General features: G+C 66.7%; 11 protein-coding genes. 10 read left to right on the top strand and 1 reads right to left on the bottom strand.

Annotation, left to right across the window (positions count from 1 at the left end; all coding sequences use genetic code 11):
- Positions 1 to 24: 24 nt before the first annotated feature.
- Complete coding sequence (locus IGS74_RS09315; protein ID WP_192391171.1) at positions 25 to 1,227, bottom strand: MFS transporter; 1,203 nt, start codon at positions 1,225 to 1,227, stop codon at positions 25 to 27.
- 190 nt (positions 1,228 to 1,417) lie between these two features.
- On the opposite strand from IGS74_RS09315, the gene IGS74_RS09310 reads away from it, so the two are divergent.
- The 10 genes from IGS74_RS09310 (at position 1,418) to IGS74_RS09265 (ending at position 15,677) form a co-directional block, all read left to right on the top strand.
- Positions 1,418 to 3,382: an acetoacetate--CoA ligase gene (locus IGS74_RS09310; protein ID WP_192391170.1), complete on the top strand. Its 1,965-nt coding sequence runs from the start codon at positions 1,418 to 1,420 to the stop codon at positions 3,380 to 3,382.
- A 123-nt stretch (positions 3,383 to 3,505) separates the two neighbouring features.
- Positions 3,506 to 4,762 (top strand): sarcosine oxidase subunit beta family protein, encoded by a 1,257-nt coding sequence (locus tag IGS74_RS09305; protein WP_192391169.1) that lies wholly within the window; start codon positions 3,506 to 3,508, stop codon positions 4,760 to 4,762.
- Positions 4,763 to 4,778: 16 nt separating this feature from the next.
- Entirely contained in the window at positions 4,779 to 5,081 is a 303-nt protein-coding gene (locus tag IGS74_RS09300; RefSeq protein WP_039189631.1) for a sarcosine oxidase subunit delta, read from the top strand.
- A complete protein-coding gene (locus tag IGS74_RS09295) occupies positions 5,078 to 8,059 on the top strand; it encodes a sarcosine oxidase subunit alpha family protein (RefSeq protein ID WP_192391168.1) in 2,982 nt (993 codons plus the stop codon). The genes IGS74_RS09300 and IGS74_RS09295 overlap by 4 nt, the downstream gene beginning before the upstream one ends.
- Entirely contained in the window at positions 8,052 to 8,618 is a 567-nt protein-coding gene (locus tag IGS74_RS09290; RefSeq protein ID WP_192391167.1) for a sarcosine oxidase subunit gamma family protein, read from the top strand. Before IGS74_RS09295 ends, IGS74_RS09290 begins: the two co-directional genes overlap by 8 nt.
- A gap of 46 nt (positions 8,619 to 8,664) precedes the next feature.
- A complete protein-coding gene (locus tag IGS74_RS09285) occupies positions 8,665 to 10,035 on the top strand; it encodes an L-serine ammonia-lyase (RefSeq protein WP_192391166.1) in 1,371 nt (456 codons plus the stop codon).
- 146 nt (positions 10,036 to 10,181) lie between these two features.
- Entirely contained in the window at positions 10,182 to 11,474 is a 1,293-nt protein-coding gene (locus IGS74_RS09280; RefSeq protein WP_039189619.1) for an aromatic ring-hydroxylating dioxygenase subunit alpha, read from the top strand.
- Between the two features lie 27 nt (positions 11,475 to 11,501).
- On the top strand, positions 11,502 to 12,602 hold the full coding sequence (locus IGS74_RS09275) for a hybrid-cluster NAD(P)-dependent oxidoreductase (RefSeq protein ID WP_192391664.1): 1,101 nt from the start codon (positions 11,502 to 11,504) through the stop codon (positions 12,600 to 12,602).
- A gap of 10 nt (positions 12,603 to 12,612) precedes the next feature.
- Positions 12,613 to 13,641, top strand: coding sequence for a GlxA family transcriptional regulator (locus IGS74_RS09270; RefSeq protein ID WP_192391165.1), 1,029 nt, complete (start codon positions 12,613 to 12,615; stop codon positions 13,639 to 13,641).
- A complete protein-coding gene (locus IGS74_RS09265) occupies positions 13,638 to 15,677 on the top strand; it encodes an NADH:flavin oxidoreductase (RefSeq protein ID WP_192391164.1) in 2,040 nt (679 codons plus the stop codon). The genes IGS74_RS09270 and IGS74_RS09265 overlap by 4 nt, the downstream gene beginning before the upstream one ends.
- The last annotated feature ends 22 nt before the right edge of the window (positions 15,678 to 15,699 follow it).

The following is a 15,699-nucleotide window of genomic DNA, read 5'->3' as shown; positions in this document are numbered from 1 at the left end:
GCCCGTGCCCCTGGCCCAGCCGGGTCAGCCTTCCCGTGCGGCCTTCCATGGCGGCATGCTCAGGCAGGCCACGATCAGAATGCCGTTGATGACGACGACGCCCAGCAGGAAGTAGGGTATCGCGGAAAGTCCCGCATAGTCGGCGATGATGCCGGCCACGGCCGGGGTCACGATGCCGCCCAGCATGGCGGCGGACACCTGGAAGCCGATGGCGTGCGGCGCCGCCAGCCCGAGCATCCGGGGCGTGCGATGCATCAGCAGCGGAAAGATCGGCGCCAGCATGAACCCTGCGATCACCAGGCCCGCCGGTCCGAGTCCGGCGGGGTCCACGGCAAACAGCACATAGCCGACGAAGGCGCCCAGCACCGCGATCCGCAGCAACCTCTCGGGGCCGATCCTTTCCGCCAGCGCACCGAGGACGATGCGGCCCGCAAACAGGGCCAGCCAGAAAGCTCCGGCCCAGAAGCCGGCCATCTCGATGGAATAGCCGCGCGATTCGGTCAGGATCGCGTAGGTCCACTGTCCAAGCGATATCTCTGCCCCGACATAGGTGAAGAAGGCGAGGACCTGCAGCCAGACCAGGCCGATCCGCATCGCCTGCCCGGCCGAGATGCTGGCTTCGTCGTCGGCAGTGTCATGGCCGACGGCCGCGCCCCAGACACCGCGTGTCACCACGAAAAGCGTCGCAAGCGCCAGCATCACAAGGGCCAGTGCACCGTAGCCGAACCGCCAGGATGCAAGCCCCACGGCCGCCGTCATGGCAAAGGGGCCGAGCCCGGCTCCAAGGCCGAAGGCAGCATGAAGCCAGTTCATGTGCCGGGCCGACAGGCGGCTGGCGGCGTAGGCGTTGAGCCCCGAATCGATGGCTCCGCCACCGAAACCGACCAGCAGGCCGAAGGCCAGGAAGACGGGCCAGCCGGGTGCCAGGGCAAATCCGGCAAGGCCGATGCCGGTGATTGTCGTCGCCAGAGCCAGCAGGCGTCCGACGCCCATTGCCGCCAGAAACCGGCCCGCGAAGCTGCTGGCGACCAGGAAGCCCGTACCGATGAAGGCAAGCGCCACGCCGAACTGCGACTGCTGCAGCGCGAATGCATCGCGCAGCGAAGGCCACGCCACGCCGAATGCCGCATCCGGAAGGCCGATGGAAACGAAGCCGAGATACAGGAGGAGCAGCATGAACATGCCGACGGCCGGCGCCTTCGCCGACACCTGTTCGCGACCATCCATTCCCTGCCCTCCCGCCTTGTGGATGCCGCTCCAGTGTCAGCAACCCGGACGCCATTCAAGCCGACCCGCAATTACTTATGGTTTCAGCCTGAAATGTCGTGGCAGTGGCGCCTCCGCGGCAGCCGGAACTGTTTCCATCCGGCGGTGCGATGTTCTAGTTTGCGCCCACCGATCGGCTGGGAGGGCATCGATGAACGGCGAACTACTCTGGCAACCCACGCCTGAGCGCGCGGCCAAGACCGCGATGGCGGATTTTCGGCGCTTCATCGGGGAACGGACCGGCCAGGTCTTCGGCGAAACGCCCGAGTTGCACCGCTGGTCCGTCGACAAGCCGGACGCGTTCTGGAGCGCGATCTGGGACTATTTCGGCGTGATCGGCCACAAGGGCGCAACCATCCTCGCCGATGGCGCACGGATGCCCGGCGCGCGTTTCTTTCCGGAAGCGCGCCTGAACTTTGCGGAAAACCTCCTCGCACGGCGCGGCCAGGACGGCGAGGATGCGCTCGTCTTCATCGCCGAAGACAAGGCGGCCGACCGCTGGAGCTGGTCCAAACTCGTTTCCGAGATGTCGAGGCTTCAACAGGCTTTCGCGGCTTCCGGCATCGGGCCGGGCGACAGGGTTGCCGCCTACCTGCCGAACATGCCCATAGCCATCGCCGCAATGCTGGCCGCGACATCCCTCGGTGCCGTCTGGTGTTCCGCCTCGCCCGATTTCGGACCGCGCGGCGTTCTCGATCGATTCGGGCAGATCGAGCCCAAAGTGCTCATTACCGTCGATGCCTACTGGTATGCCGGCAAAAAGAACCCCTTGGGCGATCGCCTGGCGGAGATCGTGGCGGCGCTGCCGAGCGTCGGCCAGGTGGTCGTGGCGGATCTGTGCGGCGACGCCGCAAAGGTAGCCGAAAGCCTGCCCAATGGCGCAACTCTCGAGGCGTATACTGCGCCGTTCAAGGCTGGCCAGCCGACATTCGAGCGGCTGCCCTTCGACCATCCGGTCTATATCCTCTTCTCGTCCGGGACGACCGGCGTGCCCAAATGCATCGTCCATCGTGCCGGCGGCGTACTGCTGCAGCATCTCAAGGAGCATGCACTGCATGCGGACCTGCGGGCCGGCGACCGGCTGTTCTATTTCACCACGCTTGGCTGGATGATGTGGAACTGGCTGGCCTCGGGCCTTGCAACGGGCGCGACCCTTCTGCTCTACGACGGATCGCCCTTCCATCCGGGGCCGGCGGTGCTGTTCGACTACGCCGAAAAGGAGCGCATGACGCATTTCGGCACCTCGGCGAAATATATCGACGCCGTGAAGAAGGCCGGCCTGACCCCGTGCATGACGCATGATCTGTCCAGCCTGCGCGCCATGATGTCCACCGGCTCGCCGCTGGTCGCCGAAAGCTTCGACTTCGTCTATCGCTCCATAGCGTCGGACCTGCATCTGGCCTCCATCTCCGGGGGCACCGATATCGTCTCCTGTTTCGTGCTGGGCGATCCCACGCGGCCCGTCCGCCGCGGCGAAATCCAGGGCCCTGGCCTTGGCCTGTCCGTCGAGGTGTGGACAGAGGACGCAAAGAAGGCGCCGACCGGCGAGAAGGGTGAACTCGTCTGCACCAAGCCTTTCACGGCGATGCCGCTGCAATTCTGGAACGACCCCGGCGACGTGAAATATAAAAGCGCCTATTTCGAGCGGTTCGAGGGCGTCTGGTGCCATGGCGACTTCGCCGAGCTGACGGAGAGTGGCGGTTTCATCATCCATGGCCGCTCCGATGCGACGCTGAATCCCGGCGGCGTCCGCATCGGCACCGCCGAGATCTACGCGCAGGTTGAGAAGATACCCGACATCATGGAGTGCATCGCGATCGGCCAGGATTTCGACGGCGACGTGCGCGTCGTCCTGTTTGTCCGAATGCGCGAGGGTGCCGCCTTCACGCCCGAGATCGAAAAGCGGATTCGCCAGGAGGTCCGCAGCGGCGCCTCGCCCCGCCATGTGCCGGCCCGTATCGTGCAGGTGGCGGATATCCCACGAACCAGGAGTGGCAAGATCGTGGAACTGGCTGTGCGCGACATCGTGCATGGGCGGCCGGTGCGCAACCAGGAGGCGCTGGCCAACCCCGAGGCGCTGGAGCTGTTCCGCGACCTGCCGGAACTGGCAAGCTGAGCGGACGCCGAGCGCGGCGGAAGACGGCGATGTCGCATTTATACAAATGGCAAGCCGCTTTCATCATCGCCGCATGGGATGCAACGATGCCATGCTCGGCACACAGGAACGGGTACGGCTGACATGCAGAGATTTTCCGGCTTCAAGATTTTCGCCAAGGGCCTGTCGGGCAACAAGGGCTGGGGGCCGCAATGGCGCTCCCCGCAGCCGAAGCCGGAATACGACGCCGTCGTCGTCGGCGGCGGCGGCCACGGGCTGGCCTGCGCGTACTATCTGGCGAAAGAGCACGGGATCACCAATGTCGCCGTCCTGGAAAAGGGCTGGATCGGCGGCGGCAACACCGGCCGCAACACCACCATCATCCGCTCCAACTATCTGTTCGAGGAATCGGCCGCGCTCTACGACCACGCCCTGAAGCTGTGGGAGGGCCTGTCGCAGGACCTGAACTACAATGTGATGTATTCGGCGCGCGGCGTGCTCATGCTGGCCCATAACATTCACGACATCCAGGTCTTCAAGCGGCATGTCCATGCCAACAGGCTGGCCGGCGTGGACAATGAGTGGCTCGATCCGCAGCAGTGCAAGGAGTATTGCCCGCCGCTCAACATCGATGCCGCGACCATGCGCTATCCGGTGCTGGGCGGCGCGCTGCAGCGACGCGGCGGCACGGCGCGGCACGATGCCGTGGCCTGGGGCTATGCCCGCGCAGCGTCGGCGCGCGGCGTCGACATTATCCAGAATTGCGAGGTCACCGGCATCACGCGGGGGCCGGATGGCGGCGTGACGGGCCTTGAAACCACGCGCGGCGCCATCCGCACGCGGCGCATCGGGGTATCCGCCGCCGGCAACTCGTCGGTGCTCATGGCCATGGCCGGCGTGCGCATGCCGCTGGAAAGCTTCCCGCTTCAGGCCCTGGTGTCCGAGCCCGTGAAACCGGACTTCCCCTGCGTCGTCATGTCCAACACCATCCATGCCTATATCAGCCAGTCGGACAAGGGCGAGATGGTGATCGGCGCCGGCACCGATGCCTATACCTCCTATACGCAGCGCGGCGGACTGCACATCGCCAACCATACGCTGGACGCCATCTGCGAACTCTTCCCGCAGTATCGCCGGCTGCGGATGCTGCGCAATTGGGGCGGCATCGTGGACGTGACGCCGGACCGCTCCCCCATCATCGCGAAGACGCCGGTGCCGGGGCTGACAGTCAATTGCGGCTGGGGCACGGGCGGCTTCAAGGCGACGCCGGGCGCCGGGCACCTCATGGCGTATACGATGGCGCGCGGCGAGCCGCATCCGATCAATGCGCCCTTCACCATCGAGCGCTTCCGCGACGGACACCTTATCGACGAGGCCGCCGCAGCGGCCGTGGCGCACTGACAGGACGGGCCGATCCATGCTTCTGATAAACTGCCCCTATTGCGGCCCGCGCCCGGAACTCGAATTCCGCCATGCCGGCGAAGCGCATATCGCCCGCCCGGCCCGGCCCTCCGCCACGTCCACGGACGAATGGGGAGACTATCTCTACCAGCGCAGCAACGAGCGCGGGCTGCACGCGGAGCGCTGGCGGCATATCCACGGCTGCGGGCGCTTCTTCAACGCCTTGCGCGACACCCAGACCGACTTTTTCACCGCCACATACAAGACCGGCGAGCCGAGGCCCGACCGACCCACCGGTGACGGAGGCGATGGCCGATGAGCACGTTCCGCACCCCGCATGGCGGCCGCATAGACCGGGACAAGCCGGTGTCCTTTACCTTCGACGGCAAGCCCCTGTCGGGCTTCGCGGGCGATACGCTGGCGTCGGCGCTGATCGCCTCCGGCACGCATCTCGTGGGCCGCTCGTTCAAGTATCATCGCCCGCGCGGCATCCTGACCGCCGGCAGCGAAGAGCCGAACGCACTTGTCGGCGTCGGCCGGGACGAGACCCGCTACACGCCCAACCTGCGCGCGACGCAGGTCGAGCTCTATGAGGGGCTGAAGGCCGAAAGCCAGAACTGCTGGCCATCCCTGGAATGGGATGCGGGAGAGGTCAACGACGCGCTCGGACGCTTTTTCGCGGCGGGCTTCTACTACAAGACATTCATGTGGCCGCGTGCCGCCTGGGACAAGCTGTACGAGCCCATCATCCGCAAGGCGGCGGGACTTGGACGCGTGGCGCGGGCGCCCGACGCGGACCGCTACGCGCAACGCTATGCTCATTGCGACGTGCTCGTCGTGGGGGCCGGCCCCGCCGGGCTGGCGGCGGCGCTGGCCGCCGCGGAACAGGGCAAGCGCGTGATCCTGTGCGACGAGCAGGCCGAGCCCGGCGGCAGCCTCCTGCATGAAAACGCCGCCGTCATCGACGGCATGGCCGCCAATGCTTGGCTGGCGGAATCCCTGCGCGAACTGACGGGGCGCGGCAACGTCACGCTTCTGCCGCGCACGACCGCCTTCGGCTTCTACCCCCACAATTTCGTCGGCCTGAACGAGCGTGTGACCGACCATCTGGCAAACCCGGCCTCCAACCAGCCGCGCGAGCGCCTGTGGCAGGTGCGGGCCGGCCACGTGATCTTCGCCACCGGCAGCATCGAGCGCCCGCTTACCTTCCCGGAAAACGACCGGCCCGGCATCATGATGGCCGAGGCCGCAAGGCTTTATCTCAACCGCTACGGAGCCATTCCGGGAGAGACGGCCACCGTCTTCGCCGCCAATGACAGCGCCTACCGCGCGGCATGGGACCTGAAGCAGGCGGGAATGGAGATCGCCGCCGTCGCCGATCTGCGCGCCAATCCGGCCGGCTTGTGGGTCGAGCGTATCCGGGCGGCCGGTATCCCGGTCTATGCGGAGACGGCCGTTGTCGGCACGCGCGGCCGGCTGCGCCTCGGCAGCGCCATCCTCGGACGGGTCGGCTGGCGAAGCGGAGAGACGGTGCCCTGCGATACGCTGATCATGTCGGCGGGCTTCACCCCCACGGTGTCGCTGTTCTCGCAGACGCGCGGCAAGCTGAAATGGAGCGAGACGCTCGGCGCCTACCTGCCCGCCCATTCCGTCGAAGGGGACAGCTCCGTCGGGGCGTGCCGCGGCACGTTCGGCCTTGCCGCCGCCCTCGCCGAGGGCTGGGCCGCCGGTGGCGGCGCGACGCGCGCGTTTTCCGTCGAGGCCGACCCGGTCGGCGAAGACGGCTTCCGGGGCGCGACGCCGCACCGGCGCAAGCCGTCTTCCGTCAAGGCCTTCGTGGACTTCCAGAACGACGTGACATCCAAGGATATCAAGCTGGCCACGCAGGAGGGCTTCCACTCGATCGAGCACGTGAAGCGCTACACCACGACCGGCATGGCGACGGACCAGGGCCGCCTGTCCAACATCAACGCGCTGGCCATCGTGGCCGACGAACTGAAGCGGCCGGAACCGGCCATCGGCCTCACCACCTTCCGTCCGCCCTACACGCCGACCACGTTCGGCAGTTTCGCCGGGCAGTCACGCGGCGCGCTGTTCGATCCTGTCCGCTGCACACCGATCCACGACTGGGCGGCAGAGCATGGCGCGGTCTTCGAGGATGTCGGCATCTGGAAGCGGGCGCATTACTTCCCCCACGCCGGTGAGGACATGCATGCCGCCGTCGCCCGCGAATGCCGCGCCGTCCGTGGCAAGGTGGGCCTGTTCGACGCATCCACCCTCGGCAAGATCGAGGTCGTCGGTCCGGACGCGGCCGAATTCGTCAACCGCATGTACACCAACCCCTTCGCCAAGCTCGCCACCGGGCAGTTGCGCTATGGCGTGATGCTGCGCGAAGACGGTTTCGTCATGGATGACGGCGTCATCGCCCGCATGGCGGAGGACAGGTTCCACGTCACCACGACGACGGGGGGCGCTCCCCGCGTGCTGCATGTCATGGAAGACTATCTGCAGACGGAATGGCCGGATCTGGACGTCTGGCTCACCTCGATCACCGAGCAATGGGCAACCATCGCGGTTCAGGGTCCGGATGCGCGCAAGGTGCTGGAGCCGCTGGTGGAAGGCATCGACATCTCGTTCGGGGCGATGCCGCACATGAGCTGGCGGGAAGGCACGGTGGCGGGCGTCCCCGCGCGGCTCTGGCGCGTCTCCTTCACCGGCGAGCTCGGCTTCGAGATCAACGTGCCGGCCGGCTATGGCCGGGCCGTCTGGGAAGCCGTCCACGCGGCGGGACAACCCTATGGCATCACGCCCTACGGCACCGAAACGATGCACGTCCTGCGGGCCGAGAAGGGCTACATCATCATCGGGCAGGAGACGGACGGCACCGCCGTTCCCGACGACGTCAACCTCGGCTGGGCCGTCGCCAAGAAGAAGGACGACTTCGTCGGCATGCGGTCGCTGATGCGACCGGCCCTCCAGGCCGCCGACCGCAAGCAGCTCGTCGGCCTTCTGACCGACAATCCGAACATCGTGCTGGAGGAAGGCGCGCAACTCGTCGAGCATGCAGACGACCCGGCCGAACCGGCGCGCATATCGTCTCTCGGCCGCTCCCTCGGCCATGTCACGTCCTCCTATCCATCGGCCAGCATGGGCCGATCCATCGCGCTGGCGCTGGTCAAGGGCGGGCGCGCGCGCCTCGGCCAGCGGCTGGACGTGCCGATGCCCTCCGGACGAATCGGCGTCACCATCGTGGACCCCGTCTTCTACGACGCAGCCAATGAGCGACTGAATGCCTGAGTCCCGTTTGCAGAACCCGCTCGACGCGCTCGCCGCGACCAGCCGCCGCTCCCCTGCCGTATCGCTGGACCTCGTCCAGGCGCGTGCGCGCTTCAGCTTCAGGGCGCGCGCCGGCGCCGCCGTGGACGCCGCCGGTGCGGCCTTCGGCGTTGCCCTGCCCCGTCAGTCCTGCCGCTTCGAGGAAGCCGACAACAAGCGCGCCTTGTGGCTCGGGCCGGACGAGTGGCTGCTCACGATGCCGCTGGCGGACGGCCCGCGCCATCTGGAAGCGCTGGAAAAGGCACTTGCCGGCAAGCCCTGTTCGCTGGTGGATGTCAGCCACCGCTCGCTCGCCTTTACGGTAGCCGGACCGCAGGCCGCGGCGATCCTCAATTCCGGCTGCCCACTCGATCTGTCGGCGGACGCGTTTCCGGTCGGCATGTGTACGCGCACGGTGCTGGCGAAGACGGAGATAATTCTGCTACGCACCGCGGAAGACCGCTTCCTGGTGGATGTCTGGCGCTCCTTTGCGCCCTACGCCTGGTCGTGGCTGGAAGAAGCGCGGCGCGAGTTCGTCTGATCGTTCCGCGCCGGCGAAAATCCGGATTGCTCGAGGTCGGTGCGCGATGGTGTCTCTGTTCGAACTCTTCAAGGTCGGCATCGGCCCGTCCTCGTCGCACACGGTCGGGCCGATGCGGGCGGCCGCGCAGTTCGTCCAGCGGCTCGGCGAGCGGCCAGGCAATAACGAACCGGCCCGGGTGGAAGTCGTTCTCTATGGGTCCCTCGCCTGGACGGGGCGCGGCCATGGGACGGCGGAGGCGGTGCTGCTGGGCCTGTGCGGCGAGCATCCGGAAAGCGTGGACCCGGACGCGGTCCATGGGCTCGTGGCTGAGATCCGCGAGCGAAAGCGGCTCACCCTGCCCGGCGGCGCCACCATCGATTTCGACGAAGAAAGAGACCTTCTCTTCGATTTCGTCACCGAGGCGCCGGTGCACCCCAATACGTTGAGCTTCGCCGCCTTCGACGCCGCCGGCGCCCCTGTCGCCGCGGAACGATGGTGCTCCATCGGCGGCGGCTTCGTAGTGCCGGAGGCCGATGTCGGCCTGCCGTCGGAGGACGCGGCTTCGGTGCCCTTCGGCTTTGCCAGCGGCCGGATCCTCCTCGACGTCGGCCGTCGCACCGGCCTGTCCATCGCCGAGATCGTCCGCGCCAACGAGCATGCCCTGCGCGACCCGGAGGCCGTTTCCGCCCATCTGGCCCGTATCGTGGATGTCATGATGGCCTGCATCGACAGGGGGCTTTCCACCGATGGAGAGTTGCCCGGCGGCCTGTTCGTGCGGCGGCGCGCCAAGGCGTTGAAGGCCAAGCTGGAGGCCGACCACCTGCGCAATGCCCGCCACCCCCACGAGATCATGGATTGGGTGAGCCTCTATGCCATCGCCGTCAACGAGGAGAATGCCTCCGGAGGGCGTGTGGTGACCGCGCCGACTAACGGCGCGGCCGGAGTGGTGCCCGCGGTCCTGCGCTATTACCGCGATCATTGTGCCGGGGCCTCCCATGCCGGCATGGAAACCTTCCTGTTGACGGCGACCGCGGTGGGCGCGCTCTTCAAGCAGAATGCCTCGATCTCCGGCGCGGAGGTCGGCTGCCAGGGCGAAGTGGGCGTTGCCTGCTCGATGGCGGCGGCCGGGCTGGCTGCAGCGCTGGGCGCGACCAACGAGCAGATCGAGAACGCGGCCGAGATCGGCATGGAGCACCATCTGGGCATGACCTGCGATCCGATCGGCGGCCTCGTGCAGGTTCCCTGCATCGAGCGCAACGCCTTCGGTGCCGTGGCCGCCGTACAGGCCGCCTCGCTGGCCATGCGCGGCGACGGGCAGCACATCGTGTCGCTGGACAAGGTCATCGTGACCATGCGCGAGACGGGGCGCGACATGGCCTCGAAGTACAAGGAAACCTCGCAAGGCGGCCTTGCCGTCAACCATCCGGAATGCTGATGGAGCCGCAATCCAGGCACCTCCATTCTGCCCAAGTTTAGGGCATGTCGCGAAAGCGCCAATATTCGTCGCTTGCAGTAAAGTAACCGGATAAGAATGGCTCCAGATTGAGCCGATCCGCCGGGCGCTTTCTGGAGGCGAAGCCCATGCTAGACCGCAGCGACACATCCCTTGCCGCCCTCATCGCCCGGCGCGTTCCGGGCTACTCGCTGGAAGCGCCCTTCTACACCAGTGAAGAGGTCTTCGCGGCCGACATGGAGGCCGTGTTCGAAACGACATGGCTGTTCGTCGGGGTAGAGCCCGACGTGCCCGAGCCTGGCGATGTGATGACGGTCGATATCGGCCGCAACTCCATCCTGATCGTGCGCGACGACGACATGAACGTCCGCGCCTACCATAATGTCTGCCGCCATCGCGGCGCGCGGCTGGTGCTGGAAGAAAAGGCGACGGTCGGAAACCTCGTCTGCCGCTACCATTCCTGGACCTACAACCTGGATGGCGATCTCATCCATGCCGAGCATATGGGCGAAGGCTTCGACCGCTCCTGCCATGGCCTGAAGCCGGTTCATATCCGCTCGCTGGAGGGGCTGATCTTCATCTGCCTCGCGGACGAGCCGCCGGCCGATTTCGATGCCATGGCCGCCGTGATGGGACCCTATCTTGCCCCGCACAACCTGCGCGATACGCGGATTGCCTACCAGCACGATCTGATCGAGCCGGGCAACTGGAAGCTGACGATGGAGAACAACCGCGAGTGCTATCACTGCGGGGCCAACCATCCGGAACTGACGGTTCCGCTGTTCGCCTACGGCTTCGGCTTCGCCCCGGAAGAGCTCGACGAGGTGGAACGCGCCCAGGCCGAACGCTATGGGTGCATGGTCAGCGACAGCCACGGCGAATGGGAGGCGGCGGGCGTGCCCTCCGCCTGCGTGGAGCATCTGGACGACATGGTGACGGGCTATCGCACCGAGCGCCTGCCTCTCGACGGTGCGGGCGAAAGCCACACGATGGATACCAAGGCGGCATGCCGCAAGCGCCTCGGCACCATGCCGAGCGACAAGATGGGCGCGCTGCATTTCTGGACGCAGCCCAATAGCTGGCACCATTTCATGGGCGATCACGCGGTCGTCTTCTCGGTCATCCCGCTCGATGCCCATCGCTCGCTTCTGCGCACCAAATGGCTGGTGCACAAGGATGCGGTCGAAGGGGTGGACTACGATCTGGACAACCTCATCGGCGTCTGGATGGCGACCAACCAGCAGGATTCGGACCTGGTCGGCTATTGCCAGCAGGGCGCGATGTCGGCTGCCTACCAGCCCGGCCCCTACTCCCCGCATACCGAGATGCTCGTGGAGAAGTTCTGCAACTGGTACATCCAGCGCATGAAGGCCCATTTCACGCCGGGCCGCGCCGGCATCGACGCGCCGCGCGCGGCCTGAGACGGGAAGGGCCTTGAGTTGAGCGCCATGGATACCGCCCTCCTGCCCGCCCCCACCGGCTATTACGAGTGGGACCCGAACGAGGACGACGTCCTCATCTGCCGCGCCGTGCGCGCCGAGACGCACGACGTGAAGACCTTCGTCTTCGCGCCGCGCAAGGGGCGGCATTTCACCTACAGGCCGGGCCAGTTCCTGACCTTCGAGTTCGAGATCGACGGCGAAGCGATCTATCGCTGCTATACGATCTCATCGTCGCCAACCCGGCCGGATACGGTTTCCATCACCGTCAAGCGCGTATCCGGCGGCCCCGTCTCCAACTGGCTGCACGACCATTTCCGGCCCGGCATGATGCTGCGGGCAACGGGCCCGATGGGGGACTTCTCCTGGTCGGAGGCGCCCTCGCAGCCGAAATATCTTCTCCTGTCCGGCGGCAGCGGCGTTACGCCGATGATGTCCATGGCGCGCAGCGCATACGATCTCGCCGAGATCCGCGATACCCTGTTCGTCCATGCCGCCCGCTCGCCGGCCGACATTATCTTCCGCGACGAGCTGGACTTCATGTCGCGCCGCAACCGCTCCATCCGCGTCGCCCATATCTGCGAGGAAGACAGCCCGCATGAAGCATGGAGCGGCCTGCGCGGCCGGTTGACGCGCCCGATGCTGGAGGCGGTCGCGCCCGATTTCATGGAGCGCATCGTCTTCGTCTGCGGCCCTGCACCCTTCATGGCCGCCGTCCGGGATATGCTGAAGGCGGTGGGCTTCGACATGACCCGCCACTTCGAAGAGAGCTTCAACTTCGAGGAGCTGCCGACGCAGGACCGGGAGGCGGTGGAGGAAGCCGCCGAAGAGCTGTCGACCCAGGTGGTCACCTACCGGGTGGAATTTGCCAAGACGCGCCGCGTCGTCGAATGCCCGGAAAACCTGACCATCCTCGATGCGGCGCGGCGGGCCGGCATGCGCCTGCCATCGAGCTGCGCCAAGGGCCTGTGCGGAACCTGCAAGTCGAAGAAGCTTTCCGGCGAGGTTGACATGACGCATCAGGGCGGCATCCGCCAGCGCGAGATCGACCAGGGCATGGTGCTGATCTGCTGCTCCAAGCCGCGCTCCGACGTCGTCATAGACCGGTAGGGGATATCGCATGGGAGCCCCGCCCGACATCGCATCCCTGACGAGCTTCGGCTTCCTGACATTGCCGAACTATTCGATGATCGCCGCCAGTTCGGCCATCGAGGCCTGCCGTATCGCCAATTACGTGGCCGGCGGCGACATCTATCGCTGGCAGGTCCTGAGCCTGTCCGGCGAGCCGGTGGAAGCGTCCAACGGCCTGTCGCTGGCGCGCACCGGCGCGCTATCCGGACCGTTCCGCCCGGACATCCTCTTCGTCTGCGGCGGCGTGGATATCCGCTCGTCGGTCGACCGCCGGACGCTGGAGGAGCTGCGCCGCATGGCGCGTCGCGGCCAGCCGCTGGGCGCCTTGTGCACTGGTAGCTTCGCCCTGGCGGAAGCCGGCGTGATGGACGGATATCGTTGCGCCATCCATTGGGAGAACCTGTCGGCCATCCGCGAGGAATTCGCCGATGTCGAGTTCGTGGAGGATATCTTCGTCATCGACGGGGACCGCTTCACCTGCACCGGCGGCACCGCCCCCATGGACATGATGGCGGCGCTGGTGGAGGCGCGGCTGGGACGCGGCGTCAAGCAGCGGCTGGCGGAACAGTTCATCCTGGAGAGGCTGCGCGGCGAAGGCGAAAGCCAGCAGCCCCCGGTTGCGCGCCACGGCCCTGCCCACCCTGCCCTCGACTACGCCGCCATGCTGATGCGGCGCACGATGGATGCGCCGCTGGCCGTCACGGCCATCGCCGCGCGCGTCAACCTGTCTTCGCGCCAGCTGGAGCGCCTGTTCCGCCAGCATACCGGCGTCGGCCCGGCAGAATACTACCTGTCGCTTCGCCTGTCCCATGCGCGCGATCTCCTGCGTCAGTCCGACATGAGCGTCACGGCGGTCGGCATTGCCTGCGGTTTCGTTTCGCCCGCCCATTTCTCGGCGGCCTACCGGCGGCGCTTCGGCCACGCGCCGCGCAGCGAACGGGCCCTGCCCCCGCAGCCCGACAAGCGGGCGCGCCCGGCCCACGGGGCGGCGCGCCCAACCGAGGATGTCCTGTCATGATCGCCAATGCCGACGCGCTCCTGAAGCCGCTGACGATCAAGGGCCTCACCATCCGCAACCGCGTCATGTCCACCAGCCATGCGCCCGGCTACGGCAAGGACGGCAAGCCGCAGGAGCGTTACCAGCTCTACCACGAGGAAAAGGCCAAGGGCGGCATCGGCCTTACGATGTTCGGCGGCTCGTCCTCGGTTGCCATCGATAGTCCGGCAACGCCCTGGGCGCAGGTTTCGGTGGCGGACGACGCCGTCATCCCGTTCTTCCGGGAATTTTCCGACCGCATCCACCGGCACGGCGCCAGGCTGATGATCCAGCTGACCCATATGGGACGGCGGACAAAGTCCGATACGGACAACTGGATGCCCACCATCGCGCCATCCATCCGCCGCGAACCGGCGTCGCGCTCCGTTCCGAAGGAAATGGAGCAGGAGGATATCGACCGTGTGGTGCGGGCCTTTGCAGAGGCGGCGCGTCGCTGCCGCGAGGGCGGGCTGGACGGCTGCGAGATTTCGGCGGCGCATGGGCATCTGGTGGACCAGTTCTGGAGCCCCTCCTCGAACCAGCGCACCGACGCCTATGGCGGCAGCCTGGAAAACCGGATGCGCTTCGGCATCGAGGTCCTGGAAGCGATGCGCATGGCGGCCGGCGACGACTTCGTCATCGGCATCCGCATGTCCGGCGACGAAATGGTTGGCGACGGCCTGTCGCAGGACGCCCTGATGGCGATCGCCACGGACTATGCGCGGCGCGGCCTGGTGGATTTTCTCAACATCATCGGCGGGCAGGCACGCGACCATATCGCCCACGCCGTATCCCTGCCGAACATGAGCTTTCCGGTCGCACCCTTCCTGTACCTGCCGAGCGCCATCAAGCGCGAGGTGGACATACCGGTGTTCCACGCCCAGCGCGTGACCGATCTTGCCAGCGCGGCCCGTGCCGTCGCCGAGGGCCATGTCGACATGGTGGCAATGACGCGCGCCCATATCGCCGACCCGCATTTGATCCGCAAGCTGCAGGAGGGCCGTGCCGACGATATCCGGCAATGCGTCGGGGCCGGCTACTGCATCGACCGAATCTATGTCGGTGGCGATGCCCTCTGCATCCAGAACGCCGCCACCGGGCGCGAGGCGACGATGCCGCATGACGTGGCCCCCGGCACGACGCGCAAGAAGGCCGTGGTGATCGGCGGCGGCCCGGCCGGGCTGGAGGCCGCCCGTGTTCTGGCGCTGCGCGGCCACTCCGTCGTCCTGTTCGAGAAGCAGGCCGCCACCGGAGGGCAGATTTCCATTGCCGCCAAGGCCACGTGGCGGGAGGCCCTGTCCGGCATTTCGCGATGGCTGAATGCCCAGGTGGTGAAGCTGGGCGTCGATATGCGGATCGGGCAGGAAGCGACCGAGGAAGCGGTCCTTGCGGAAAAGCCCGACATCGTCATCGTGGCTACCGGCGGCAGGCCCAATCTGGGCCATGCCAAGGGCGCCGACAGTTTCGCCGTGTCCACCTGGGATGTGCTCACCGGGGCCGTTGAGCCGACCGGCTCCGTCCTCGTCTACGACGAGCAGGGCCAGCACAACGCGTCCTCGACCGCCGAGCATCTGGCAAAGCGCGGCTGCCTGGTGGAGATCGCCACGCATGACCGGATGGTGGGAGAGGAAATCGGCACGACCAACCAGCCGATCCATCTCCGCGAGCTTTACAAGCTCGGCGTGGTGATGTCGCCCAACATGGAGCTGATCGAGATCTATCCCGAGGGCAACCGTTTGGTTGCGGCACTGCGCAACACCTATACCGATGCGGAAGAAGAGCGGGTCGTGGACCGCGTCGTGGTCGACTATGGCAGCCTGCCGGTGGACCAGCTCTATTTCGGCCTGAAGGCAAAATCCCGCAACCACGGCCAGACCGACCAGGAGGCGCTGGTGGCCGGCCGGGCGCAACCGGGTGACGGCGAAGGGTTCGCGCTCTATCGCATCGGCGATGCCGTAGCCGGCCGCAACATCCACGCCGCCATCTACGACGCGCTGCGCCTCTGCAAGGATATCTGACCATGGACCGGGGGCGCACCGA

Source organism: Aureimonas sp. OT7 (genome assembly GCF_014844055.1).
GTDB lineage: Bacteria > Pseudomonadota > Alphaproteobacteria > Rhizobiales > Rhizobiaceae > Aureimonas > Aureimonas altamirensis_A.
The sequence above is the reverse complement of the archived record's forward strand: the minus strand, read 5'-3'. Positions and strand labels throughout refer to the sequence as shown.